The following is a 23283-nucleotide window of genomic DNA, read 5'->3' on the forward strand; positions in this document are numbered from 1 at the left end:
TTTGTATGGGAGTGTAGGCGAGCGGACGGACCGTCGACCATGAAGGGCAACGGCGGCGTGGCCCTTTGCTCGTCAGGGCGCGTATCGTGTGAAAACGAAATCGTGGTCCTTGACGTTGCCGACATGACACGAAAGGCAAGTCTCGTGCTGTGCGATATCGACCGGTTTGCCGTTGACGAACCGCCCGAAGCCCCAGCCATGGCTGTCAGGATATTTCCTGGAGTCCTTGACCATCACCTGCACGGTGGTTGCCGCGCCCGGCACCGTGGCTGGTGGAAATTCCGCGGATTGCTGCCGCTTGTAGGCAAGCTTCACCAGTATCGAGCCATCAGGAAAGGGCAGGGTTCCGCTCTTGTAAGCGTTCACGGCGATGTCGTTTGCCAGAACGGCACGGAGCTCATCGAGCGGCAGCGCTTCCTGTGCGGGAGCGATGAAGCGCCAGTCGCGATATCCCTCGGGAAGCGTAACGCCGTAGATGGGTGAGGCGTTTTCCGGCCGGCTCTCCGCAAGGCTGGAATAAGCGGCTCCGAAACCTGCTGCCGCAACTGCAAGAGCGACGGCAAAGAAAATCTGGTTCTTCATGACAAATCCTGCCTGATCCAAAAACGATCAGACGATGATCTGCGCGGCAGGTATCCGGCATGTTTCCTGAAACCGGGATTTATGTATCAGATCGTAGCAGCGATTGTGCCGGCGAGGGAAACGCCGGCACACACATATCAGTCGGCGCGCTGCAGCAGCGCGAGCGCGACGGTGGATGTCGCGAGGATCGCGGTCAGAGCCAGCGGCGCGGTGGCGCCGTAGGAATCGACGATATAGCCGCCGAACACTGCACCGATGCTGATGGCCACCTGGAAAGAAACGACCATCAGGCTGCCTGCAGCCTCCAGCGCATCCGGCGCGCCCCGGGAAAGGTTGGTCGGCAGCACGACAGGCGCCATGCCGAAGGCGAGGCCCCAAAGGGCGACGAGAGCAAATGCGGCACCGGTATGGACGCCCCAAAGAACCAGGGAAATCGTTGCAAATGCCATCAGCGCGGCGGTGACGATGAGTGCGAGACGGATACTGGCATCAGCCATCCGGCCACCCGCGACGTTGCCAATCACCGAGGCGACGCCAAATCCAAGCAGTGCGAGAGCAATCGGCGTTGTACCGAGGAGCGTCACCTGCTCGAGGAAGGGACGGACGTAGACCGAGCCGGCGAAATGTCCCGTCATGAGCAGGAGGATCGCGAGCATGGCCAGCTGAACGCTACGCCGCCGCGTCAGGCGGAAAACATCGGAAAGGCTGTTGCTGGTGCTTGCCGGCAGCGACGGCAGGCTGAGGATCTGCAGCAGCATGGCAATGACGGCAAGCCCTGCCGTCATCGACATTGCCGTGCGCCATCCCAGCCAGTCGCTGATAAGGGCTCCCATCGAAGGCGCGGCGATTGTGGCGAGCGAAACGCCGAGGGTAACGATGGCCATGCCGCGCCCGGTTGCATTTGCGCCGACAAGCCTTGCCACGACGGCAACCGAAAGCGCCCAGAACCCGCTGAGAGCAATCCCGAGCCCGGCCCGGCCCAGCAACAGAAGCCAGAAATCGGTTGCAAAGGAAGCAAGAAGGTTTGAGCCGATCGCCAGTGCACTCAGACCGACTAGCACGGTCTTGCGGTTCAGCCGGCCGATGAGGACGTTGCTCAACAGCGCCGTCACTGCGCCGACGGATGCCGTGGCCGTGACGACCTGTCCGGCGGTTCCTTCGGTGATGCCGAGGTCACGCGCCATCGGCGTCAACAGTCCCGCCGGCAGGAACTCGGCCGATACCAGCGCAAAGCTGGTGGCCGCCATCGAAAGAACCGCGAACCATGTGGCGGCTGTCCACGCGGGTTGCTCCTCGATGTCGAGGGACATTGTTGTCCCGTCAAACTCTGATGTGGTGTCGGTCATGGTATCTCTCCTTGAGTTGGGAGAGTTTTAGATGAATTTTGCTGGATGATATGTATCTAAAAGTCCGAATTTCATGCCTATTTGTCCAAATTTGTGCGGCGCACAACGCAGGCGCGTGCGTTGACGCAGGGATGTGTCCGGGGGTCGTGCGCCTTTCTGCCCGCGGGAAATCTTTGCCGGCGGGCAACCTTTCAAACCGCCATCCGTTTAGCCGTCCATGACCGATGCTGACGCAAATTCGAAACGAGCCGATGGCACCGGCAAGAATGGTGCAGGGAAAGTACATGTCGAGAATGCAGCCGATGAGCCGCTGCCGCCGGAAGAAATCGAACCTGCTGAGGGCCTGACGCCGGAGGAAGCCGAAAAGGCCCGCAAAAAATATCTGCTGAAACGCTTTTGGATCAGCGCGCGCGGCTTCTGGAGCCGCCGTGGCGACGGGCTGGCATGGCCGTTCTCCATCGGCCTGTTGGTGATGATCGGCATCAATGTCGCTTTCCAATACGGTGTCAACGTCTGGAATCGTGGCATCTTCGACGCGATTGAAAAACGGGACGCGTCCACGGTCTATTTTCTCGCTTCCATATTCCCGCCGCTGGTTCTGGGCAGCGTCCTGATTGTAACGTCGCAGGTCTATGTCAGGATGCGGATCCAGCGGCGCTGGCGGTCCTGGTTGACGAAGGTGCTGGTCTCCCGGTGGATTGCAAATGGCCGCTATTACCAGCTTAACCTGATTGACGGCGACCATCAAAATCCGGAGGCGAGGCTGTCGGAGGACATGAGGATCGCCACTGAAGCGCCGGTGGATTTCGTCGCAGGGGTCATTGCCGCATTCGTATCGGCATCCACCTTCATCGTCGTCCTGTGGACGATCGGCGGCGCGCTGACATTACCGATCGGCGGCGTTTGGATAACGATACCCGGCTTTCTGGTGGTGGCAGCGGTAATTTACGCGCTTATCACCTCAAGCTCGATTGCGTGGATCGGCCGGAACTTCGTCAAAGTCTCGGAAGTCAAGAACCAGCTCGAGGCGGAATTCCGCTATACGCTGACCCGTGTGAGGGAAAATGGCGAGAGCATTGCGCTGCTGGGTGGCGAAGAAGAAGAGCGAAGCGATCTCGACAGCAGGTTCCGCAATGTCCGGCATCAGTGGAAGCGAATGGCGCAGCAATATATGCGTACCACCGTCGTGTCGCATGGATCGATGCTGATTGCGCCCGTCGTTCCGGTCCTGCTGTGCGCGCCGAAATTCCTCGACGGAAGCATGTCGCTGGGCCAGGTCATGCAGGCGGCATCGGCTTTCACCATCGTTCAGTCCGCCTTCGGCTGGCTGGTCGATAACTATCCCCGGCTGGCGGACTGGAATGCCTGCGCAAGGCGCGTCGCATCGCTGATGATGTCGCTTGACGGCCTCGAGCGGGCCGAACAGAGCGATACGCTCGGCCGGATCGTGCGCGGTGAAACGGAGGGTGAGACGATGCTGAGCCTCAAGGATGTATCCGTTTCGCTGGGCGATGGTACTGCTGTCGTCAAGGAAACCGATGTCGAAATCGGACCCGGCGAGCGGGTGCTCGTCGCAGGTGAATCCGGATCCGGAAAAAGCACGCTCGTGCGGGCAATCGCCGGCCTGTGGCCATGGGGCGGCGGCAGCGTTAGTTTTCGTGCCGGCAGCCGGCTGTTCATGTTACCGCAGCGGCCATATATCCCGTCCGGAACCCTTCGTCGGGCGGTCTGTTATCCGCAGGCAGCGGAGAGCTGGACTGCCGAAGAGATCGGCGCCGCTCTCGATAAGGTTGGTCTTGGCCACCTCAAGGACAAGGTGGAAGAAGAGGCGCCGTGGGACCAGACGCTCTCCGGTGGTGAAAAACAGCGGCTTACCTTTGCCCGCCTGCTGCTGAACGATCCCGATATCATCGTCATGGATGAAGCGACCGCCGCCCTGGATGAAAAAAGCCAGGACAGGATGATGCAGACGGTCATCGACGAATTGCCAGATGCTACGATCATCAGCGTGGCACATCGCGCCGAGCTGGAGGCCTTCCACAGCCGCAAGATTACGCTGGAACGCCGGGAAGGTGGCGCGAAGCTGGTCAGCGATATCCACCTCATTCCGAGGAAGGCCCGGTCCGGCTCGTTGCTCCGCCGCATGGTCAAACGCAGGTGACGAAAGTCGCGCAGCACCTCCACGCCCTGACATAATGCGAATGAGTATCGCTCTTTCGGTGCTTCTGTGTTCTCCACGTCACCCGTATGAACGGTGGACGGTCAATCGGTGACGTCGTAATCTGGCCGCCAGATGAGGCAACGACATACTCTCGGGAGGAAACAATGCCTATCTTCATGGACCGGCATGACCTCGCCGGAGTTTCTGCGGCCGATATTGCCGCCGCGCATCTTAAGGATATCGACATTCAGGACCGGTATGGCGTCAGGTTTTTAACCTACTGGTTCGATGAAAGGCGCGGTACCGCCTTCTGCCTCATGGATGCGCCGGATGCTGAAACCGCGCAATGCGTGCACCGCGAAGCCCACGGCTTCGTCGCCAGCGAAGTTGTGGAAGTCGCCCTGTCGGCTGTGGAGGCGTTTCTCGGGCGAATACAGGACCCGACGCCGCTCGAGCCTGCCCCCAAACACATGGACGCCGGCCACCGTGCGATACTTTTCACTGACATCGTCGGTTCAACCGAAATGACCGCTCGCCTGGGCGATCGTATGGCAGCCGAACTCGTCCGCGCGCATGATGCGCTCGTGCGTGGCTGTCTGGTAAGACGGTCAGGACGGGAGGTAAAGCACACCGGCGATGGCATAATGGCAGTGTTCTCCTCCACGCCATTTGCAGTCGACTGTGCAATCGATATTCAGCGCGCCTTCCATCGCTACAACAGCGACAGGGGCGAACCCATTCACATCCGCATCGGGCTGGATTGTGGTGAGCCGATTGAAGACAGCAACGATTTCTTCGGCACGACCGTTCAACTGGCTGCAAGGCTTTGTGCTGCCGCCGATAGCGATCAGATCCTGATATCGAACAAGACCCTGCAGGAATATGGCAGCGCCGATGTCCCCGTATATGGCCATCGATACAGGCTTAAAGGCTTCGCCAAGCCGGTCCTAGCCTATCGTTGCGAGTGGTTGCATTGATTATGGTGTTCTTCACGGCTGATCCTGACGCGGCACTACCGTTGCGATGCTTTCCTTGGCTTCCTGCTGCTTATAGGTGCTGGTTTCCTTAAGTTGGAAAGCATCCAGCCAGTCACGCCTTCGCAGAAATTGCGCCGAGCTCTTCAAGATCGAGATCATGCTCAAGCTCCCTTAGAGTTTCATCGTCGATCTTTCCTTCGCGTCGCAGACGAATAAGTTCCTTTCTGCCGGCGGCGACAGCCTGAAGAACGACATCGAAGTGGGCATGAAGAAGTGGCGAATATTTCTCGGTACTTTCGGCGTATCTGACACTTGCTGCCAGCCGGTGTTCGTATCTCTTCAGGAGTTGGGGATGGATGAGTTCCCCACTTTCGTCGTAGGCAAGCCCCTGAACGGCTGCGAGCTGGACCTGCGCCATGGCGGCTTCAGCCTCACTCATCGTCATCGGTGCGCGCTCCGGTTCGATATTGCCGAGCCCCGCCCAGGCGATAATCCACCCAAGCGTCGTTCCCTGTATGAGAACGGTTCCCACGATAACCGCGAATGCCATGACCAGAATGAAGTCACGTCCGGGAAAATCCTCCGGCAGGCTGAGCGCTAGTGCCAGCGTCACGACGCCGCGCATGCCTGCCCAGCCGAGCGCCGTCACCCCTCCTGCTCCGAGGGGCGTCGAGCGAGCGACCTTGACCCCGTGAAAAAACCTGATGACCAGATCCGATGTGAATATCCACACGAACCGCGCGATGACGAGCGAAACGAGGATTGCGGCCGCGGGGAGTGCCATCGAACCAACCAGTGAGCCAAAGCCGCCGCCACGTTCAACGACGTCCCGCAGCGATAGTCCTATCAGGATGAAAACCATAGCCTCCATCAGGAAAACAAGGACGTTCCAGAATGAGGTGCCGCGCATTCGCGTCGCCGCAGAAAAGACGGTGTGCTGATGCCATGACGCTATCAGCCCGGCCGTTACGGTGGCGATTACACCGGACGCATGGATCTGTTCCGCCAAAAGATAGGCGATCCATGACAAGATTGCGGTGGCGGCAATGATGAGGTACTCGTCGCCAAGGTGCCGGACGAGCTTTACCCATGCGAAGCCAACGACCACGCCGGTTGCGGCGCCTCCAAGGGCCAGAAAAATGAAGGTGCCGATCGCGTCGGTGGTGCTGAATGTACTTCCGGCCGCAGCCGCTACAGCAAAACGAAAGAGCACGAGCCCGCTGGCGTCGTTGAGAAGGCTCTCACCTTCAAGAAGGATTTGCAGACGCCTCGGAATCTTAACCCTTTCCAGCACGGCACGGGCTGACACGGCGTCCGGAGGTGAGACGATGGCGCCAAGGGCTGCGCAGGCCGCCCATGGCAGAGACGGCATCAGGAGGTGGACAACGACCGCGATGACGATTGTCGTGAACAGCACTGCACCGATCGCGAGAGATGCAATTCCGAAGACGTGTCGTTTCAGGCGATCGACGGCGATCGACCACGCTCCGTCGAGAAGCAGTGGCGGTAGAAAGATAACAAGAACCAGTTCCGGATTGACAGCGATCGTGGGCAAGCCGGGAAGGAACGCCAGCGTTCCCCGCCCACCAGTAGCGCTACCGATGGCGGCAGGCCCATGCGATGTGCGATGTAGTGCAGCACGATGATGGCGAGAAACATCGCGATCACGAGTTCGAAGAGATGCGTACCGTCCATATGCGCCCCCAATCCGCGTCGGACTCACATCAAATGACGAGATTTGCGAAAAAGCAACGCAGTCATTTTTGCTGGTTTGACTGAGTTCCGGCAATTATCACCGGTTCTTTAGGCAGCGCCGCACATCAAAATGATCTACAACCCAAAACGCAAGCACATCAGGAATGGGATGCCGCCACCCGTGGAGTTCGAGAAGCGGTGGAATATCCAAGCCGAGGGCGGCCCAAGACTTGGGCTAATAAACGAGGAACGAACCTTATGATGACGATAAAACGTATTGTGCTGGCAAGCCGACCCTTGGCAGAACCATCGCATGAAAATTTCCGCCTTGAGGATGCCGAGCTGCGCGAAGCAGCCGAGGCCGATGTCACGGTCCGCGTTCTCTATCTTTCGCTCGACCCTTACATGCGTGGGCGTATGAGCGATGCCAAATCGTACGCGGCGCCTGTACCCATCGACGGTATCATGGAAGGCGAGACGATCTGCGAGGTGGTGAAGTCACGGCACAACGGTTTTGCGCCCGGCGACATCGTGCGCGGGCGGACCGGTTGGTGTACGGGGGCGGTCATCAATGGGGACTTGCTACGAAAGGTCGAGACGTACGGCGCGCCGGTCACGACCGCGATCGGCGTCCTTGGCATGCCGGGATTTACTGCATGGAGTGGTCTGAAGTTCATTGGCAAACCGAAGCAGGGTGAGACGGTTGCTGTCGCTGCAGCCTCTGGCCCCGTTGGTTCCATGGTCGGACAGCTTGCAACGCTTTACGGGGCGAGGGCAGTCGGTATAGCCGGTGGGCCCGACAAATGTGCATTCGTGAAGGATGAACTTGGCTTCGACAGCGTGGTTGATCATCGCTCGGAGAATTTTGTCAGCGATCTGAACGCGGCCTCTCCAAACGGGATTGATGTCTATTTCGAGAATGTCGGAGGACGCGTCTGGGATGCGGTACTGCCTCTTCTAAACCAGTTCGGGCGTGTTCCCGTCTGCGGCCTCGTTTCTCAATATAACGGTGCAAACTCGTCGCAGACAGACCGTCTTCCGGCAACGATGTCGGCGATCCTGAGACAGAGCCTTCTCGTTCGAGGTTTCATCCAGACTGAATTTGCGGCCGATCATTTCAATGACTTTCTCGCGGAGATTGGCCCAAGGGTCGCTAGCGGCGAGATCAGGTACCGCGAGGATGTCGTCGATGGATTGGAGAATGCTCCTGACGCCTTCATCGGCATGCTGAAAGGCAAGAATTTCGGCAAGCTTATCGTCAAAATCGGTGGCGTCGTCTCATGAGCCGCCATGACGTAAGAAATATCGCGGTTTTGGATGATTACCAGAATGTGGCGATCACCAGCGCCGACTGGTCGCCATTGAAAGACTGTGCCGAAATCACGATCTTCAATGACCACATCGCGGACGAAGAACGCCTGGTTGATCGTCTCTTGCCGTTCGATGCTGTCTGCGTCATGCGCGAACGGGCGCCACTGCCGCGACGTGTTCTCAAGCGCCTGCCGAACCTGCGGTTCATCGCAACGACTGGAGGGCGCAACGCCTCAATCGACCTTGCCGCGGCCCGTGATCTTGGCATCGTTGTTTCGGCGACGGGTGCGAACGGATCGGGCGCCCCGGAGCTGACTTGGGCACTCATCCTTGCGGCGGCACGCCATATTTCCACAGAAATTGCCTCGTTTCGGAGTGGTGGCTGGCAAACCACGGTCGGGCGCGACCTTTCGGGCAGCACGCTGGGTGTCATCGGTCTGGGCAGGATCGGCCGCCAGATCGCAAAGGTCGGGCTTGCTTTCGGTATGGACGTGATCGCCTGGAGCCAGAATCTGACCGATGAGGCGGCAGAAGCTGCCGGTGTGCGACGGGTTGAAAAAGAGACGCTTCTTCGCGAGTCCGACTGGGTGACGTTGCATCTTGTTCTGTCGGAGCGAACGAAGGGCGTAATCGGTCAGGAGCAGCTGGCTTTGATGAAGCCAACAGCCTGGCTCGTGAATACGTCACGAGGTCCGCTTGTCGATGAAGGAGCTTTGATCGCTGCCCTGGAAACCAAGAGGATCGCAGGTCTTGCAGTGGACGTGTTTGATCATGAGCCTTTGCCCAGTAATCATCCGCTTCGGACTTTTGGCAATGTGATCGCGACGCCTCATATCGGGTTTGTTACCGAAAACTCGTACCGGATTTTCTATCGAGATACCGTGGACAATCTCGTCGCATGGCTGAACGGAACGCCACTGCGGGTTTTGTGAACTTCCGAGTTGACCCTTGGTTCCCGTCGCACCGCCTGGCGGCACCATCTGGCCTCGCCCAAATAATAATGCGGCCGAATGATCGGCCGCATTCTGATGTCACAAAAGTATCAGCCCTTGATGAGGGCCAGCAGGTCGGCGATCGGAACGATCTGGTCGTCTTCACCGTGCAGAACAAGCGTCGGAACGCAGATTCTTCAGGTCCTCGGTCTGGTCGGTTTCCGAGAAGGCCTTGAAGGAACGGGAACTTTAGGTGCTGCTGGAGGTGCTGCGTGGCATGAGAATGCTCTACCAACTGCAAAAATCGGCGGACGGATGCGCAGATGCTGTGGGACTTGCTGCGGCGTCAATCGCCGCGGATGGCGCTGCGTGGTGCCGATCGTCAACTGCTTGAGGATTCGCTCAAAGGGGAGATCATGGATGAGACCGGCTGAGCGTCTGCTGGCGGAAGAAGGAACGTGTCCGTCCGCGTTCGGTCCTGGTCGGCATGTTCAGTAATTGTGCAGCGGATACGCTGACGAACCGGTTGCCCGCACTTGCCGGCCCCGGTTCCTTGCTGCCGCTTTTAAAAAGGTACAGGAAAAAGCCCGGCACGAAGGCCGGGCTTTTGTTGTTGCTGTCCAGGTGGATCAGAACTTTACGCCGAGGCCGACGCGGATTGCATGCTGGTCGACATCCGCGTTGATTGCAGCGCCACCGAAGTTGAAATCCTTGTCGCCGAAGTCGGTGTAACGGTACTCAACGCGTCCGAACACCATGTCGGTAAATGCATAGTCGAGACCAACGCCGACGGTGTAGCCATTGAAGGTTTCCTTCACGTCGGCAATGCCCGGGACTTCCGCATAGCCGCGAGCATAGGCCCAGCCTGCGGTACCGTATACCAGTGCACGGTCAAATGCGTATCCGACCCGGCCGCGAACCGAACCCTGCCAGTCAAACCCGTAGTCGAAGCCTGTGCCGAGAATGGTGGCGGAATCATCGCCCCAGTTCTTTTCGAAGTCAGCCTCAAGGCCAACGACCCAGCTGTTGCCAAGGTCATAGTTGAAGCCGACGAAACCGCCGGCGAGAGCGCCGTCGAAGTCTGCGGACGTTTCGCCGGGAAGGCCGACGATCGAAGCGTCATTGTTGTTCCAGCCGTAACCTGCCTGGACACCGGCGGTAAATCCGGTCCAGCTGAACAGCGGCGCAACCTCTGCTGCCGGGGCTGCAGGTACTTCTGATACGGCATCGGCCGCCATTGCAGTCGATGCCGCGAGCACGAAGGCGATAGTCGATACGATTTTCTTCATAGTCTCTGAACTCCCTTACATGAGAGATCATTTATATGCCTTTTGCCTAAGAAATGATGTAACCTTTGTGCAACGCCTACGATCCGTGCAGCGGTCTGCATAAAATCGAGGCTGCCCGGGCGCGGTGGGAAGTCGCTTGCGCTCGCGCTCGTCAGGATAATTTTACAGGCCTTTGCCGGCAGCCGATGTCTTTGCAAGGCCAGGGCCGTCAGCCAAGCTGACGTTCGATTGCGGGCTTGTCGATGACCGACCAGACCCTGCGGATTTTCATGTGCTCAAATTCGTAGAACACATGCTCGCAGAACTGAACCCTCCTGCCATTGACCGGAAGGCTCATGAAGGTGGATTTGGGCATGCAATCGAACGAAAGCCGGGCGGCAACCCGTGTCGCCTCGATGACAAGGATCTCTGCCTCGAACCGCAGGTCGGGAATGTCGGCAAAGTCGTTTTCCAGCATGTCGCGATAGCCCGACAATCCGAATGGTCGGCCGTTGTGTTCGACATTGTCGGCGACGAAGGTTCCGAGTTCATCGAAAGCCTGACGGTTGAGGCAGTCGAGATAGGAAAGATAGATATCCTGAAGTGTCGGCATGTGTTTCTCCGTATCGATCGAAGGGTCGAGCCTGCTTCGGCGCCGGGGTCGATGTCAGCAGTTTGCGCGACGCTCGCGGTCCATTGCGACAGCGAACTGTGCTCCGTCATTGAACAGGCGCTGGAATGGACGGGGAACCGGTGACGAGTTCGCACCTGCCATCGTCTAGCCGGTAAAATCCATCCTGCGGAACGGGCAGTTCGAGCATCTCCCGCTTTGAAAGTCCGAGAAACACGCCGCGAAGGATCCGCCCGAACAGACCATGGGAAATGACGATGGTCGGATGCCGGATATCCGAGATCCATGAGGTCGCGCGCTTGCAGGCGTCATCGAAACTCTCTCCATCGGGCACCCTGAAATACCAGTCGAATGCGTTTGACCCGGCAAGATGGCCGGGAAACTCGTTGTCGATCTCAAATCGCGTCATCCCGTCCCAGGAGCCGGTCGTAACCTCAACCAGTCGGTCATCTTCTATATACGGGAGCGGCACCTTGGCCTGTACGCGGTCCGCGGTCTGGCGCACGCGCCCAAGCGGACTGATCTGCATCTGGAACAACTGGTCATCGTTGCAGAGCGTTTCGCGGAGCAAGTGAGCTACATGATCCGCCTGCTCGATGCCACGCTGCGTGAGAGGTGAATCCAATTGTCCTTGAAACCGGCCAAGAGAGTTCCAGACGGTTTCGCCGTGACGAAGGAGGTAGATGGTCGGTAGAGCCACGCTTGTTTCATCCTGCATATTCGTTATCGATTGCTTTCGTCCAAAGCATCGATACGGAAACGTGCCGATTGCAGCGCATTGATGACCGATTGCAAAGCCTGACCCTTGTCCATGCCTGACATTGACAGGACATGGTGCTCGAAGGCACCAAGATCGGCGAACTGCGAGTGAAGATCGGCGACGACATCAGGATCGCTGAGGCTGTCACCACCGCGGGCTAGACAGCGTTCTACCGCCTCTGCCGCTGTCGTGCGCAGGACGATGTAATGCAGCGGCCGGGCAAGTGCCGTAAAGGCCGGAAGCCAGTCCGGTCGCACGACGCCATCGAGGATCACGAAGTAGCCCGCCTTCGCGTAGCGACCGGCAACGTCGGCGGCAATCTGCATGATCATCCGGTTCTGCTGATGGGATTGCGGCAGCCAGGGATCGATGCGGCCATGCTTGATATATCCCCACAGATCATCGCTATGGAAATGCACCTTTGGCACGCCGGGCAAGTGAGCCAGCGTTCCGGCGATTGTCGACTTGCCAGAGCCGGGATGGCCGGAGAGAAGCAGGATATGGCCGCCAAGATCGTCCGTCATGTTCCATTACTGACCTTTGGCAGGCATAAAGCGGATGATGATGTGATCATTGTGCTATCGATGTTGCCAATCTGGCGTATTCTATATTGGCCGGCACGCAGGCAATGAACCGCCCTAGCTGGCAAGGCTTGTCACGAGATAAGCTGACGCCAGAAGCAGGGTGATTATTGTGAAGAATATCAGTCCTGCCGCCAGTTCATCGAAGCGGCCGTCGCGTTCATTGCGGTCCCAGTCGTAAGCCAAAGCCAACCTCCATCGTTGCTGCGAGAGAAGGGTGGTCCGGTATGGTTAATGTAATCCTAACGGCGATAGGCTGAATGTTGTCGGGTATGATTTGGTGGCTGGGCGTTGGTGACTGATTTCATCGCGAGATTGGTTGAAACAGAGGCACAGAAGTAATACCATCTTCTACGCCGGTATTACGGGAGTTTGAGATGGCAACAACGGTAACGGCCAAAGGGCAGGTCACCATTCCAAAAGCCGTACGTGAGCTTTTAGGGATTTCGCCAGGAAGCTCGGTCGATTTTGTTCGGGCCCCCGATGGAAGGATAGTTCTCGTCAGGGCAGACAAGAAACAGCCACTCACGCGTTTCGCCAGGCTGCGCGGACATGCTGGTGAAGGTCTGGGTACCGACGCCATCATGGCGCTGACCCGTGGTGACGAGTGACGCTTGTCGATACAAATGTCCTGCTTGATCTTGTGACGGACGACCCGGTTTGGGCCGACTGGTCGATTGAGCAGCTCGAACTGGCGAGCGTTTCGGGTCCGCTGTTCATCAATGACGTTGTCTACGCGGAACTGTCTGTTCGATATGAGCGGATAGAAGAACTTGATGCTTTTGTTGATCAGGCGGGGTTGAAGTTCAGCCCTTTCCCTCGCGCGGCGTTATTTCTGGCGGGAAAGGCCTTTACCAGATATCGCCGCGGTGGCGGTACCCGTAACGGTGTTTTGCCTGACTTTTTTATAGGCGCCCACGCGGCAATACAAAACCTTCCCTTGTTGACGCGAGATGTGGCTCGTTACCGATCGTATTTTCCGACTGTCACTCTGATCTCGCCTGAAGCCTAGGAATGCGCCAGTCTTGGCATTTGTGAGTCCTCACCGGTTTCAGGGTCGGTTTGGCTCTGATGGGCCGCCCAGGCGATAGCTACAAGGGCTTTCAACTGGCTGGCTTAACAATGCTGATGTCGGTTCTGCTGTCGAGGACGATATGCAGGTCGCGGATCATGCCGGCCGCGAGCAGTAGAGCGTTTCGGATCTCTTCATCGCTGCGCCACCCGAGTTCGATGGAGAGGGCAACAGTTTGGATCTCAAGGAGACGGTCCCGGCCTGGGCCGGGTGGAATGCCGACTGTTTCGCGCATGTCGCGGATTGTTGTGACGGCCCGTTCGAGCATTCGCCGTTTCTGATAGTCGTCGAGGTGATCGAGCCTGTTGGCGTCGCGGATAAGTTCGGCAATGAAACTGTTGGTCAGGGTCATGGTATGAGGTTGCCGGGACAGCCGACCGGCGTCAACAGAAGTCCGGCAGCGCGGCCTTTGGGCTACGGTTTTGGGGCGTTACTGTGATGCCAGTGCATCGGGGCGGAACGCGCGGTGAACAAGATTATGCCGCGACATTGTGATACATTATGGATAAATATCATCGATTTATGTGAGATTTCTAATGTATAAAATTAAGGCTATTGTAGGTGCCGGTGTGGTAATTTATCTGGCAATGTAGATGAAACAATCGTCTCCTTGTACGAGGAAAAGACATTTGCTCCTGCTGGTTGAGATCCTACATAAATTCCCGATCGGGATGATTTGGTGCGATCAAGTGAGAGGCTTACCGATCGGGAAGTGATGCCTTGATTTTTTTTTGAAAACTTCCTGTACGGTAAGTCAAGAGATGGAGGTTGACAATGTTCAGGTCCGCACGCGATTTCGGGCGATGCTATCAAGGAGAAACGTAAAGCTCTCGGCTGGACGCAAACCGGGCTTGCTGCCCGTTCCGGAACGGGTGAACGCTTCATCGTCGAGCTCGAATCGGGCAAGCCGAGTTGCCAGCTCGAAAATGCCCTGATCGTCGCGCGCACCGTCGGCATTGAGATCGGCGATCTCAAGACGGTCCAGGCTGTGCCAGCCGCGCCGGACGATGACCTTGGCTTTTTGCCGATGTTTGGTGCTGATCGATGACAACCATCTACTACGAGACCTTGCCTGTCGCCCATCTGACTTTTGATGGCGAATGGACGTTGGACTATGATCCGGGCTGGGAAGCGCGCCGCACGGCCTTTCCGGTGTCGCTCACCATGCCGCTGCGCTCCGGGCCCGTGGGTACTGCCAAGCTGCTGCCCTGGCTTGCCAATCTGCTTCCAGAAACACATCTTGCCGAGATCGGACAACGCCTCAAGGTTTCTCCACAGGACATTGTCGGTGCTTGGTCATATCGGACGTGACACGGCGGGAGCGCTGTCGATCGGCGAACCGCGTAAAGCGGGTGTCAACCTCCAGCCCGTGCCGGATGAGCAGGCGCTGGAGCGTATTCTCGGTGAACTTCCTGCCAAACTTTTCTGGTCGGAGAGCGCGGTGTTTCCATGTCGCTTGCGGGCGTCCAGGAGAAACTGCCGGTGTTTGTCGACGGGCACGGCCATATTTCAGTTCCGGTTGATGGGACGCCATCAACGCATATTCTCAAGCCGGATACGAAACGCCTTGCGGGGAGCGTGGAGAACGAAGCCTTTTGCCTGTCGCTTGCGCGTGCCTGCGGTCTGGAGGCTGCCGAGGCGACGATCGGAGTAGCTGGCAAGCGACGTTATCTTCTCGTGAAACGCTATGATCGCTTTACCGACCCTCAAGGGGAGATCCGCAGGTTGCGCATCAGGAGGATATTTGCCAGTTAACGGGACATTTCCCGTCGCAGAAATACGAGCGATCCTCGACCGGCCGCGGCGTGACCATGAAGATGATGTTTGACGCCGTCAGCGATCTTGTTTCTCCTGGCGAGCGGTTGAAACTTCTCGACGCGGTGATCTTGAATGTCCTGATCTGCAATTCGGATTCGCATGCGAAAAATTACTCGATCCTGATCGGTGCCGGTGGGTCCGCGAAGATGGCTCCTCTCTATGACTTTATGTGCGCTGCCGCTTATCGGCAGGTCGATCAGAGTCTGCCTCAGGGGATTTCTGGCCGGTTCCATGCGCCTGACCTGCGACGTGCCGATTGGCAGGCACTGGCTGATGACGTTGGACTGAGCGGTGCATCAACGTTGAAACGGGTGGAGGAGCTAGCACAACTGGTCAGCGTCGGATGCGATGCGGTGGCACAGGAGGTTTCTGGTTCGGCCAGCGTTCCGACGAGGGTGTTCGAGCGGCTTACGCACAGCGTTCGAAAGCGGTGTTCGAAGAATTCAGGATCGATTAGGTGGTCGATGAGCCGGAGCCCGACCCGAGTCCATTCACTCGTTTTCTGAGTGCATAGCGATATCGTCCGGTCTACCGAAAAGTTCCTCTCTGGTCACACATGAAAACGCCCGCCCTTCTTGGTCCTTCGCGTTGGCGCGTACGGACGACGGCTTTCAAGACGGTTTCGGAACCGCATGAACGACCGATTTGGCGGCGCGACGCCGCTGCTTCTCGTCCGGGCATCGCGGTAGTCGAGCACGTTGGGCCCACGCGTCGAAGCAGGAATCGCCGTTGTGCAGAAAGCAGGCTTTGGTGATAAATCCTAACTCGACAAGATTGGGTAGGCGAATGCCTCGGATATCCGGCGACGCAGTCCTGTCCTACGGCCACCAGGTGTCAGTTGCTCCAACCAATCTGGAACCGGTCAAATTGGACTTCACTAATGGGATGTCCCGACGGGTCGAGTCTAATCGAGCGAAGCACGAGGTTCAGGTTGGGAGAGTAACCCTCAACGACATCACGCCTATCGCGCTTCCATGTTTGCGATTTGCTCCACCGCCTGTCGCGGGGAGGTTTGTCTTTTCGCCGGCCGCTGCCCGATCACGTCGGCTCGCTCCCTCAGCCCGCGCCGTTCGGAAAAAGTACCGGTAGTCCAGCGTGGGATCCTTGAGCCTGGAGCGGCCGAGGCTGCGGTGATGACCGGCATTCGGGTCTTTGCTTTCTCAAAGTTTGTTCCAGACGCCACTTGCCTAATCACCTGTCCGCCTGTTGACTTGTTCTCCTGTTCTCCTGTTCTCCTGTTCTCCTGTTCTCCTGTTCTCCTGTTCTCCAGCCCACCTAATCGCCTGTTCTCCCACTCTTGTATCTTTGCGCGGTCACATGTCGAGCAATGCTTTGGGAGCAGCGGTTATCGGGGCAGAAAGAGAGACCGTTCCACACGCTGCGGATGTATGCATGATGGCTCATCTTCATATGCTGAGAGGAGTCAGGACGGTCCCCCATTGATGTCGGGTTCGTACATAAGTTGGCGCCCGGTCCGGGCGGTATACCAATAGCCTATCCTGCCATATTAAACGGCGAACGCCATTCTGGTCGAAATGCGTGCGCATCAATGGTACGTTATGCCGCTACACGTCTGCAATCCTGGATGGGTCACTACATTCCAAAGTTGAACTGCAGGTGCGGTAGTGTTCGGAGAAGGCAAACATCAGGGCAAGGCAATCTGGTAATTGTTTTCTGGATGGTAACAAAGTCGAGGTCGACGGGGTGTCGGATTTTGTTCCGCCGTTTGATCTCCGTGAAAGGCTCGTCATAGCGCGCGGGTGGTGACCTTATGTCAGTTCGATAAACCAGTCCCGGCAGACTGACTTGGGAAGAGGCGGAACTTCAACCTTTCCCTATTTGCCGAGCCTTACCCCGGGTGCACCATACGGTATGGGATCTTCGCCGAAGAAAACGATCCCTCGCTCTTCGTAGTCGCGTTTGATCGCTTCGATGGCGACAGGTTGCGCACCTCGAGCGTCCGCTTCGTCTTGCTCTACACGGCTGACGGTATTCGGTGTGACTTTAGCCAGCATAGCGACCTCCCGTACCCCTGGTTCTAAAATCGCTGTCGCCGCCCGTGCCTGAAAAGCGTTCATGCATCCACCGTGTTACGCCAGCGGATGTCCGGCACCGATGCAGTGGCCCTGACGGAATGACAAAGGACGGTCACCGACAAAGGGCAGGCGACCATTCCGGCCGCCGCACGGGAACTTCGCAGGATTGTGCGGGAGGGGTCTGCCGGTTTTGTTCGCGGTCTGGCGCGACGGTTCAGGCTGGCGAGGGCGTGCAGCAAACGGCAGCGTTCTGGCAGACTGCGCAGCCATGCTGGTGACGGCTTTGACACGGGGATCATGGCGATGACGCGTCGCTGACGAAGCAGGGCAAGTCTGGGAGCAAGGGGATATTCAACCGGCAGGTTTGACGAGGCTGATTTCGGTTTTGCTGTCGAGAATGATATGCAGGTCGCGGATCACGGCGGCTGCCTGCAGCAGTGCGTTCCGGATTTCTTCATCGCCGCGCCATCCGCGTTCGATGGAGAGGGCAACGGTGTGGAGGTCAACGAGACTGTCACGGCCGGGGCCAGATGGCATACCGATTGTTTCCCGCATGTCGCGAATTGTCATGGCGGCCCGTTCGAGCATACGACGCTTCTGCCAGCTGTCGAGGTGATCGAGCCTGTTGGCGTCGCGGACTAGTTCGGCAATGAAACTGTTCGCCGCGGTCATTGTGTGAGGTTGCCGGGTCGGCTGACGGGCGTCAACGGAAGACCCTGAAGGTGAGCTTTTGGCCCCAAAGTTGGCACCAGGATGTGACGCCGATGCATCACGGCGCGTGGACCCGGCATGCTCGGGAAAGCTCCTCGGACCCGGATCTGGATGCCCAGAAAGTTGGCGGACAGGTTATATTAGTCGTAGACAGGCTCTAACCCAACTGAGGACGTTCAGTTACCGAGATCCCGGGTCGAGCTCGACAAGCTGCGTCACTCATACCGCACCTTTCATGGCGGCATCGCTTGCCAGTTCGATTTTTCCATTTTCCTCGCCATCCCAGAACTCGATCGTGCGAGCCGACACCTTAATCAGGACTATACGTGGTGTGTCGGCGCCCTGCGGAAACCACCTGTCCAGTCCACTCGTCCAATGGGCGTCGAACTCGGGCCTTTCTCTGATCAGGCTCGCCTGACCGTTGACAGAAACAAATATTCCAGGTTTGCCAAGAATACCGGGCGGAGCAGTGAACGTCAGTGTAACCGATGAGTCTTTGACTATATCCTGGACTTTCTTCGTGTCTTCATAGGAGAAGAACCATGAGTCACCATCATATTCCACATCGCCGTTGTTGCTCATTGGTCGACTATTGATCTGCCCGGCGGGATCGTGTGTGTTGAACATGCAGAAGTCGATCTTGCTGAGTTTTCTGGAGAGCTCGCTTATTTTCATTGGTCAATCCTTTTCTTACATCACGAATTCAACCATTTTTGAGGTCTGGGGTTCCGCCGATCGCAGCGCGTGACCGTGATACGTGAGAAATACGGGCTGTTCGCGAGCCACTGCTCGCCTTCGGGAAGCCAAAGCTTCCATATCTCGACCGTAAGCGGCAAGCTGACCCACCTGGCGTCAGTGGCGCTAGCACAGCTATTGCGTAATGTATCCGCCAGCTGTGAGCTTCTATGTCTGCGCCTATCTCTGAAACTAGAAACTTTCATATGATCGAGGCCGTTCCGAAACGGTTCGAGGGCGCGCCGCGGCAGTTTCGGCGGCGTTGGTCCGATGATTTCAAGGAGCGAGCGGTGGCTGAGGCGATTGAGCCTGGAGCGAGTGTCTCGGCAATGGCGCGTCGCATCGGTATATCACTGAAAAATCGGCCCGCTGCGGAAAGACATATTCTTCCCTCGTGCGCAGCGGCACAGTCGAACCTAAGAGGCAGGTCAGGGCTTTATTCGACTATTGGGCAGATCTGAATTTCGAGATCGCCTGAACAGCTGGCTGCGCAAGTTCGAGGTTAAGACCCCGGTAATCCCTGGCATGTGCGCTCGGTTCAACGGTTGACGCGGTTCGCGGTGTCAACGCATACGCTGCGCGCCGCAGCATTCTCTTTGGCGAAGATGCCCGGGACACATCGAGGTCGATGACGGTGACGGGAATACCCCCATGCTGCGTGTGAAAGAGTCATTGGCCGCAGACGGAGACCCAATCCAGCGGGGTTCTGACCTGCGTGCCCTGGACGATTGAAGTGCGACGACGGCGGGCCGGTGGGGAAATGATTGCGAGAACTGAACGTGAAGACCGCGAAATTCTCGCCCAACTCGCTCACTTACCGGCGCGGCATGATGAGCTCGATGCCGAAGGTGAGCGGATACTGCGAACGTAGTGCTCCGCATTCGGGCCATGAGTTCTCGTTTGTCACCGATTACCCGGCGAGCCGCCGTGCCTTCTATCATATACGAGAATGGGTTTGCCTCGAGATTTTGAAGGGTTCCGATCTCCTTGGGCTTTGCCTTGAAATCGCGACTGGTGCGCAACGAGCGACGCGGATCGACGCTGGACGGTCTGGCCGACTAGTTTGATTTCTTTTGGCTCGGCTGCCCACCCACGGAGGTATGCAATGACCATCATTGATGCCAGTGAACTGGAGTAGGTTTGATCCGGCATCTGCCGAAAAATGTGCCCCAACCCGTTTGCCCGGTTTATCGAAAGGTGACCGTGCGATTTTGGGCTGTGGATACATTTGCTTTGCGCGTATTTATCTCAATGGTTGCAAGATACATTGTTCGTGTTGTGCTTTGATTTTGGGGATTGAATTCAATGAAGACGGCTTTGCTTCTTTGTGCCGCCGCGATGGCGTTGGCTGGCTGCCAGACGTCGGCGCCCCGATCGGTTTTGGACACGCAGCGTCCTCCGTCCAGATCGATTAAACGCGACTATGTGGACGCGCTGCGCGGAACCATCAAACCTGGAGATTTCACGAAAGCCCAGATTTCAAGTGTGGTGCTACTCGATCCTGAGAGGCGGATTTATGCTTTTTGCACTCGGACGGCAGAACGTTCCAACCCGGATTGGTCCTATATCGGCGTAGCCTTGAAACACAACGTGAGCGTGGACTCCTCAAAGAACGATTACCGCTGCCGTGACAAGCGGCTGAGGTATTACGAATTTCCTGAGTTATTGAATATGAAGTCTTGATAGAACGGGGCAAGGCGGCGCCAGACTCGTTTCCGCGCCGTCATCTTCGCTCCTGTCATCGGATGCAGTGGCGAGCCGGACTAGATGTCCGCCGTCGCGCAGCATGAGCGTCAGCCTGCGTATATTGGCCCATTTCAGTGGGTCATTTACGGCGGATTTTCAATTAATTGACCCATTAATGGGTGTTTTAGACGCATTCTTGCCGCCCGCGGAGATTTCACAGCGGTTTCAGCGTGACAAGCGCTGCTCATCATCAATCAGGATCAACTGATGTGGGACGGTGTCTCCCCATGTCCAAAGGACGACGTTGAGGTCGATATCAGTCGCCCCCGGAGCAAAGCTCCCGACGATCAAACCGCAAAAGCCCTCGTTTTTCAGAGACCGGGCAAGACGTTGTGTGGGGGCTTCACCGAACACATTCATGTCGTCTCGCCAAGTCGGGGTGCTGAGAGTTTGAGCGTCAATACCATGATCATGAAGCAGGGCTTCATCGCGAGTATCAAACAGCGGTGTGATGTCCGCATCGTAGGAGACGAGAGTTGTGGGCTGTAAGCTGCCTGCCTGATTTGCTTCCTTCAATGCCGTGATGACTGTCACTGACGTGTAGAGTGCAGGCATGCCTTTTGGATTGAATCTGCCGCCATAAAGCTCGGCACCTCGCCCGGAGAGCGGCTCACGAGCGTAAACCGGATTAAGGGCTCGGTAGAGCTTGCCCTGGTACTTCATCAAGGGTCAGGCATGTACGCCAGCGTCGATCGCGTCGATGTATTCGAGTACTTCGTGAGCGCGCCCGTCTCGAACAAGCTGCATTGCTGTGTGGCCAGAAAAGCCTGAGAGAGGCTCTGAACGATACCAGGCATATGCCATGAGCGCAGAACCGAAACGGGCCTCAACCTTGTTGATGACTTCGATCATTTCGCGCAGTCGCCGTTGGGTTTTGTCCGACTTGATGCGTTCTTTGCGCTGTACCGCATCTTTGCCCAACCCGGCACTGCGCGCGATATCGTCGCTTGTTGTATGAAGAACGTCGGCGATTTTTCCCGGCGCGAACAGCCCGTTGTCAGCATATTGTGCGAGAGCCACGTTCGCCTCCTCTGATTTACCAAAGATACTGACGCAATATAGCGTCAAAATTACAGGCGTTCAAGGTGTAGGGCCCCTTACAGCTGCAAGCCGCTATAGATTCATGCTTGATGCCGTCGCCATGAACGTTCGTGCAGCGGTTGCCTCCAAGTAGGGCACCGGGACGCAAACCGTGTTCCGCAGCCGGCTGCATTTCAAGATATGCTATACGGCCAGCCAGTGTTTCTCCAGATTGTTTGAGGAGATCGATGGAAGCCGAGCCGACTGGCCGGTGCGCCGTCCGGCGGCGATTGCGATCGATCAAGCCCCGCAGAGTCTGGAACACGTTAGGCAGACGATAAACTTCGTCGAGGATGACGAGTTTGTCACCATGACTTGCAAGATAAAGCGCCGGTTCCGATAGTTTGGCGCGGTCCGCTTCTGATTCTAGATCAAGATAGATCGAGGACCGGGTTTCTCCAATATTGAGTGAAAGTATTGTTGCCGACTTGGCGGGGGCCCAACAATGTAATCGCAGGACTTGAGCCCACGAAATGTCGGAGTTCGGTTTCAATTCTTAGCTCAATCGTCCTTGCATTCATGGAGTTTTATTCCGTAATTGCAAGGATAAAACTGGATCGCGTTAGGAACCTGGCTGCTCGACGGCTTCGCCGCGACGCGTTGGGCGCTTGCGGACATTTCGTAAGACGCGACTAAGCGATCGCCTTGGAACGATCCTACGGCATGGGCGAAAAGCTCGCCTCCTACGGAAACCCTCGCCGTCGACATCTTGAGGGCCTCGATCATATTGACCCGGCGATGGTTTGCGTTGCGGTCCCTGATCAGGCTGCCGCTCTGAGGTCGAAATTCGCGTGGATGACTTCGTAGGGTACGTGAACCTTTCCGTCTTCGGTTTGTTCGAATATACCCCAGTCCGACAATGCGGACACGTCCTCGTGGACACGCTTAACGTCACGTTCGACGGATCGGGCAAGTCCGCGTATGCTCGATGGACCGATCTTCTGAAGATGTTCAATCAATTCCCACCTTTTGGGGGTGATGACAGAAAAAAGCTGTGCGGGCGACGAAAAGGTGAAGACTGCCACGGGCTTTGAGGGATTGCCTGAACGCATGGCGTTTGTTGCCCTTTCAAAAACCTCATTGAGGGCAGCTTCGCTGTCTGCTCTGATTTGAATCAAGGCTTCTCTCATGGCTTCTTCCTCCTCTTGATTATCTCCTTCCGAAAGTCGGACAGGAGGGCATCGGTCGTTGTGAACATGTAAGGATGCTCGTCGCCGTCAAGATGACAATGATCGCCTTTGCCGCGTTCGTTGTCGAAACCGACGATGCGCCGACCATCCTTGCCAAAAAACAGTCGATACTTGAACAGGTGCGTGCTACCGGGAACGGGTTCCCGCACGTTCCACACGACAATCGCATCATCTTGCAAAACAGTTTCGAACATTCCACAAGTACCGCGGCAATCATGTTGTCGTTTACGCCATCACAACACGCTGTTGTCAAGGATGCCAACGCAGCTTCGAGGTTGATTTGGCAGCAGGTTCCAGGGTGTTTATGCTTGGAATATTTTACTGATTTATTCTTATTCAAATGCATATATTATTATTTTTATACTTGCTGCAAGGAATAAATTACCGGTATTAACTTAAGTGAACGATCGCGGCGCGCTATTGGTTTGAGGCAGGGGGAGTGCCGCTCTAAAACATATAATTTATGTAGGAGTGGCGCTAAAACATATAAATAGTGTAAGTAGACCGTTGCTGTGAAAAGTGGGGAGTTTGATTGGCGGATTTGGCTTGTTGTACGGGCGGGCAATTTGAACTGCCTGCAATCAAGTGATTTATATAGGTTTTTGCATGAAGGATGAATTATTTATTGGTGGAGCAGAGAGGGAATCTGAT

27 protein-coding genes and 3 pseudogenes are annotated in these 23283 nt (G+C 56.9%); 12 read left to right on the forward strand and 18 right to left on the reverse strand.

Annotated elements, in window-relative coordinates:
- Nucleotides 1-72: 72 nt before the first annotated feature.
- Together QE453_RS09095 and QE453_RS09100 are read right to left on the reverse strand one after the other, a co-directional pair.
- On the reverse strand, nucleotides 73-582 hold the full coding sequence (locus tag QE453_RS09095; RefSeq protein ID WP_309776870.1) for a cytochrome P460 family protein: 510 nt from the start codon (nucleotides 580-582) through the stop codon (nucleotides 73-75).
- Between the two features lie 137 nt (nucleotides 583-719).
- Nucleotides 720-1928 (reverse strand): MFS transporter, encoded by a 1209-nt coding sequence (locus tag QE453_RS09100; protein ID WP_034497759.1) that lies wholly within the window; start codon nucleotides 1926-1928, stop codon nucleotides 720-722.
- 217 nt (nucleotides 1929-2145) lie between these two features.
- Between QE453_RS09100 and QE453_RS09105 the strand changes: the two genes are divergently transcribed.
- A complete protein-coding gene (locus tag QE453_RS09105; RefSeq protein WP_035210531.1) occupies nucleotides 2146-4089 on the forward strand; it encodes an ABC transporter ATP-binding protein/permease in 1944 nt (647 codons plus the stop codon).
- Nucleotides 4090-4253: 164 nt separating this feature from the next.
- On the forward strand, nucleotides 4254-5066 hold the full coding sequence (locus QE453_RS09110) for a nickel-binding protein (RefSeq protein WP_309776871.1): 813 nt from the start codon (nucleotides 4254-4256) through the stop codon (nucleotides 5064-5066).
- Between the two features lie 112 nt (nucleotides 5067-5178).
- Here the strand turns inward: QE453_RS09110 and QE453_RS09115 are convergent.
- A pseudogene (locus tag QE453_RS09115) lies at nucleotides 5179-6761 on the reverse strand (Na+/H+ antiporter).
- A gap of 258 nt (nucleotides 6762-7019) precedes the next feature.
- Between QE453_RS09115 and QE453_RS09120 the strand changes: the two are divergent.
- Nucleotides 7020-8045 carry an NADP-dependent oxidoreductase gene (locus QE453_RS09120; protein WP_309776873.1) on the forward strand — a complete coding sequence of 342 codons (1026 nt, stop codon included), beginning with the start codon at nucleotides 7020-7022 and terminating at the stop codon, nucleotides 8043-8045.
- Entirely contained in the window at nucleotides 8042-9004 is a 963-nt protein-coding gene (locus QE453_RS09125) for a D-2-hydroxyacid dehydrogenase family protein (protein ID WP_309776875.1), read from the forward strand. Before QE453_RS09120 ends, QE453_RS09125 begins: the two co-directional genes overlap by 4 nt.
- 134 nt (nucleotides 9005-9138) lie before the next feature.
- Here QE453_RS09125 and QE453_RS09130 read toward each other — a convergent pair.
- The 6 genes and pseudogenes from QE453_RS09130 to QE453_RS09155 all read right to left on the reverse strand — a co-directional run.
- Nucleotides 9139-9238: pseudogene (locus tag QE453_RS09130) on the reverse strand (alpha/beta fold hydrolase); the annotation flags it as partial.
- 395 nt (nucleotides 9239-9633) lie between these two features.
- Nucleotides 9634-10293, reverse strand: coding sequence for an outer membrane protein (locus tag QE453_RS09135; RefSeq protein WP_022563966.1), 660 nt, complete (start codon nucleotides 10291-10293; stop codon nucleotides 9634-9636).
- A 208-nt stretch (nucleotides 10294-10501) separates the two neighbouring features.
- Complete coding sequence (locus QE453_RS09140; protein ID WP_142187704.1) at nucleotides 10502-10885, reverse strand: ester cyclase; 384 nt, start codon at nucleotides 10883-10885, stop codon at nucleotides 10502-10504.
- A gap of 106 nt (nucleotides 10886-10991) precedes the next feature.
- Complete coding sequence (locus QE453_RS09145; protein ID WP_309776877.1) at nucleotides 10992-11603, reverse strand: histidine phosphatase family protein; 612 nt, start codon at nucleotides 11601-11603, stop codon at nucleotides 10992-10994.
- Between the two features lie 23 nt (nucleotides 11604-11626).
- Entirely contained in the window at nucleotides 11627-12187 is a 561-nt protein-coding gene (locus QE453_RS09150; RefSeq protein WP_125270606.1) for an AAA family ATPase, read from the reverse strand.
- A gap of 114 nt (nucleotides 12188-12301) precedes the next feature.
- The gene (locus tag QE453_RS09155; RefSeq protein WP_267900252.1) at nucleotides 12302-12430 is read right to left on the reverse strand and encodes a hypothetical protein; all 129 of its coding nucleotides are present in this window, start codon (nucleotides 12428-12430) and stop codon (nucleotides 12302-12304) included.
- Between the two features lie 191 nt (nucleotides 12431-12621).
- Here QE453_RS09155 and QE453_RS09160 point away from each other — a divergent pair, with 191 nt between their 5' ends.
- The gene (locus QE453_RS09160) at nucleotides 12622-12855 is read left to right on the forward strand and encodes an AbrB/MazE/SpoVT family DNA-binding domain-containing protein (protein WP_100911572.1); all 234 of its coding nucleotides are present in this window, start codon (nucleotides 12622-12624) and stop codon (nucleotides 12853-12855) included.
- Nucleotides 12852-13256 carry a type II toxin-antitoxin system VapC family toxin gene (locus tag QE453_RS09165; protein WP_309776880.1) on the forward strand — a complete coding sequence of 135 codons (405 nt, stop codon included), beginning with the start codon at nucleotides 12852-12854 and terminating at the stop codon, nucleotides 13254-13256. Before QE453_RS09160 ends, QE453_RS09165 begins: the two co-directional genes overlap by 4 nt.
- A gap of 91 nt (nucleotides 13257-13347) precedes the next feature.
- On the opposite strand, the gene QE453_RS09170 is transcribed toward QE453_RS09165, so the two are convergent.
- Nucleotides 13348-13668: a hypothetical protein gene (locus QE453_RS09170; protein WP_309776882.1), complete on the reverse strand. Its 321-nt coding sequence runs from the start codon at nucleotides 13666-13668 to the stop codon at nucleotides 13348-13350.
- Between the two features lie 422 nt (nucleotides 13669-14090).
- Between QE453_RS09170 and QE453_RS09175 the strand changes: the two are divergent.
- From QE453_RS09175 to QE453_RS09190, 4 genes and pseudogenes are all read left to right on the forward strand, one after another.
- Nucleotides 14091-14364 (forward strand): annotated as a pseudogene (locus QE453_RS09175) (helix-turn-helix domain-containing protein).
- A complete protein-coding gene (locus tag QE453_RS09180) occupies nucleotides 14361-14627 on the forward strand; it encodes a HipA N-terminal domain-containing protein (RefSeq protein WP_309776884.1) in 267 nt (88 codons plus the stop codon). Before QE453_RS09175 ends, QE453_RS09180 begins: the two are co-directional and overlap by 4 nt.
- A 138-nt stretch (nucleotides 14628-14765) precedes the next feature.
- Nucleotides 14766-15071: a HipA domain-containing protein gene (locus QE453_RS09185; protein WP_112552917.1), complete on the forward strand. Its 306-nt coding sequence runs from the start codon at nucleotides 14766-14768 to the stop codon at nucleotides 15069-15071.
- Complete coding sequence (locus QE453_RS09190; protein WP_309776948.1) at nucleotides 15059-15640, forward strand: HipA domain-containing protein; 582 nt, start codon at nucleotides 15059-15061, stop codon at nucleotides 15638-15640. Before QE453_RS09185 ends, QE453_RS09190 begins: the two co-directional genes overlap by 13 nt.
- A gap of 1329 nt (nucleotides 15641-16969) precedes the next feature.
- On the opposite strand, the gene QE453_RS09195 is transcribed toward QE453_RS09190, so the two are convergent.
- From QE453_RS09195 to QE453_RS09205, 3 genes are all read right to left on the reverse strand, one after another.
- Nucleotides 16970-17149: an XRE family transcriptional regulator gene (locus tag QE453_RS09195; protein ID WP_309776886.1), complete on the reverse strand. Its 180-nt coding sequence runs from the start codon at nucleotides 17147-17149 to the stop codon at nucleotides 16970-16972.
- Nucleotides 17150-17521: 372 nt separating this feature from the next.
- The gene (locus tag QE453_RS09200) at nucleotides 17522-17842 is read right to left on the reverse strand and encodes a hypothetical protein (RefSeq protein ID WP_309776888.1); all 321 of its coding nucleotides are present in this window, start codon (nucleotides 17840-17842) and stop codon (nucleotides 17522-17524) included.
- A gap of 258 nt (nucleotides 17843-18100) precedes the next feature.
- On the reverse strand, nucleotides 18101-18556 hold the full coding sequence (locus QE453_RS09205) for a pyridoxamine 5'-phosphate oxidase family protein (protein ID WP_107327381.1): 456 nt from the start codon (nucleotides 18554-18556) through the stop codon (nucleotides 18101-18103).
- 266 nt (nucleotides 18557-18822) lie between these two features.
- On the opposite strand from QE453_RS09205, the gene QE453_RS09210 reads away from it, so the two are divergent.
- Both QE453_RS09210 and QE453_RS09215 read left to right on the forward strand, forming a co-directional pair.
- The gene (locus tag QE453_RS09210) at nucleotides 18823-19077 is read left to right on the forward strand and encodes a transposase (RefSeq protein ID WP_309776891.1); all 255 of its coding nucleotides are present in this window, start codon (nucleotides 18823-18825) and stop codon (nucleotides 19075-19077) included.
- Between the two features lie 844 nt (nucleotides 19078-19921).
- The gene (locus QE453_RS09215; protein WP_309776893.1) at nucleotides 19922-20299 is read left to right on the forward strand and encodes a hypothetical protein; all 378 of its coding nucleotides are present in this window, start codon (nucleotides 19922-19924) and stop codon (nucleotides 20297-20299) included.
- 228 nt (nucleotides 20300-20527) lie between these two features.
- Here the strand turns inward: QE453_RS09215 and QE453_RS09220 are convergent, their stop codons facing one another.
- From QE453_RS09220 to QE453_RS09240, 5 genes are all read right to left on the reverse strand, one after another.
- Entirely contained in the window at nucleotides 20528-21025 is a 498-nt protein-coding gene (locus QE453_RS09220) for an RES family NAD+ phosphorylase (protein WP_309776895.1), read from the reverse strand.
- Nucleotides 21026-21031: 6 nt separating this feature from the next.
- A complete protein-coding gene (locus QE453_RS09225) occupies nucleotides 21032-21382 on the reverse strand; it encodes an MbcA/ParS/Xre antitoxin family protein (RefSeq protein ID WP_022563984.1) in 351 nt (116 codons plus the stop codon).
- A gap of 16 nt (nucleotides 21383-21398) precedes the next feature.
- Nucleotides 21399-21935 carry an AAA family ATPase gene (locus QE453_RS09230; protein WP_309776897.1) on the reverse strand — a complete coding sequence of 179 codons (537 nt, stop codon included), beginning with the start codon at nucleotides 21933-21935 and terminating at the stop codon, nucleotides 21399-21401.
- 268 nt (nucleotides 21936-22203) lie between these two features.
- Complete coding sequence (locus tag QE453_RS09235) at nucleotides 22204-22572, reverse strand: transcriptional regulator (protein WP_309776898.1); 369 nt, start codon at nucleotides 22570-22572, stop codon at nucleotides 22204-22206.
- A complete protein-coding gene (locus tag QE453_RS09240) occupies nucleotides 22569-22826 on the reverse strand; it encodes a DUF6516 family protein (protein WP_309776899.1) in 258 nt (85 codons plus the stop codon). Before QE453_RS09240 ends, QE453_RS09235 begins: the two co-directional genes overlap by 4 nt.
- Nucleotides 22827-23283: the final 457 nt, after the last annotated feature.

The sequence above is a fragment of the Agrobacterium sp. SORGH_AS_0440 genome (assembly GCF_031453135.1).
In the GTDB taxonomy this organism is placed as follows: domain Bacteria; phylum Pseudomonadota; class Alphaproteobacteria; order Rhizobiales; family Rhizobiaceae; genus Agrobacterium; species Agrobacterium pusense.

Excerpts from the sequence above, each read along its gene's own strand:
- QE453_RS09095 (WP_309776870.1), bottom strand. The coding sequence starts at position 582 with ATGAAGAACCAGATTTTCTTTGCCGTCGCTCTTGCAGTTGCGGCAGCA.
- QE453_RS09100 (WP_034497759.1), bottom strand. The coding sequence starts at position 1,928 with ATGACCGACACCACATCAGAGTTTGACGGGACAACAATGTCCCTCGAC.
- QE453_RS09105 (WP_035210531.1), top strand. The coding sequence starts at position 2,146 with ATGACCGATGCTGACGCAAATTCGAAACGAGCCGATGGCACCGGCAAG.
- QE453_RS09110 (WP_309776871.1), top strand. The coding sequence starts at position 4,254 with ATGCCTATCTTCATGGACCGGCATGACCTCGCCGGAGTTTCTGCGGCC.
- QE453_RS09120 (WP_309776873.1), top strand. The coding sequence starts at position 7,020 with ATGATGACGATAAAACGTATTGTGCTGGCAAGCCGACCCTTGGCAGAA.
- QE453_RS09125 (WP_309776875.1), top strand. The coding sequence starts at position 8,042 with ATGAGCCGCCATGACGTAAGAAATATCGCGGTTTTGGATGATTACCAG.
- QE453_RS09135 (WP_022563966.1), bottom strand. The coding sequence starts at position 10,293 with ATGAAGAAAATCGTATCGACTATCGCCTTCGTGCTCGCGGCATCGACT.
- QE453_RS09140 (WP_142187704.1), bottom strand. The coding sequence starts at position 10,885 with ATGCCGACACTTCAGGATATCTATCTTTCCTATCTCGACTGCCTCAAC.
- QE453_RS09150 (WP_125270606.1), bottom strand. The coding sequence starts at position 12,187 with ATGACGGACGATCTTGGCGGCCATATCCTGCTTCTCTCCGGCCATCCC.
- QE453_RS09160 (WP_100911572.1), top strand. The coding sequence starts at position 12,622 with ATGGCAACAACGGTAACGGCCAAAGGGCAGGTCACCATTCCAAAAGCC.
- QE453_RS09170 (WP_309776882.1), bottom strand. The coding sequence starts at position 13,668 with ATGACCCTGACCAACAGTTTCATTGCCGAACTTATCCGCGACGCCAAC.
- QE453_RS09180 (WP_309776884.1), top strand. The coding sequence starts at position 14,361 with ATGACAACCATCTACTACGAGACCTTGCCTGTCGCCCATCTGACTTTT.
- QE453_RS09185 (WP_112552917.1), top strand. The coding sequence starts at position 14,766 with ATGTCGCTTGCGGGCGTCCAGGAGAAACTGCCGGTGTTTGTCGACGGG.
- QE453_RS09195 (WP_309776886.1), bottom strand. The coding sequence starts at position 17,149 with ATGCTGGCTAAAGTCACACCGAATACCGTCAGCCGTGTAGAGCAAGAC.
- QE453_RS09200 (WP_309776888.1), bottom strand. The coding sequence starts at position 17,842 with ATGACCGCGGCGAACAGTTTCATTGCCGAACTAGTCCGCGACGCCAAC.
- QE453_RS09205 (WP_107327381.1), bottom strand. The coding sequence starts at position 18,556 with ATGAAAATAAGCGAGCTCTCCAGAAAACTCAGCAAGATCGACTTCTGC.
- QE453_RS09210 (WP_309776891.1), top strand. The coding sequence starts at position 18,823 with ATGATCGAGGCCGTTCCGAAACGGTTCGAGGGCGCGCCGCGGCAGTTT.
- QE453_RS09215 (WP_309776893.1), top strand. The coding sequence starts at position 19,922 with ATGAAGACGGCTTTGCTTCTTTGTGCCGCCGCGATGGCGTTGGCTGGC.
- QE453_RS09220 (WP_309776895.1), bottom strand. The coding sequence starts at position 21,025 with ATGAAGTACCAGGGCAAGCTCTACCGAGCCCTTAATCCGGTTTACGCT.
- QE453_RS09235 (WP_309776898.1), bottom strand. The coding sequence starts at position 22,572 with ATGAGAGAAGCCTTGATTCAAATCAGAGCAGACAGCGAAGCTGCCCTC.
- QE453_RS09240 (WP_309776899.1), bottom strand. The coding sequence starts at position 22,826 with ATGTTCGAAACTGTTTTGCAAGATGATGCGATTGTCGTGTGGAACGTG.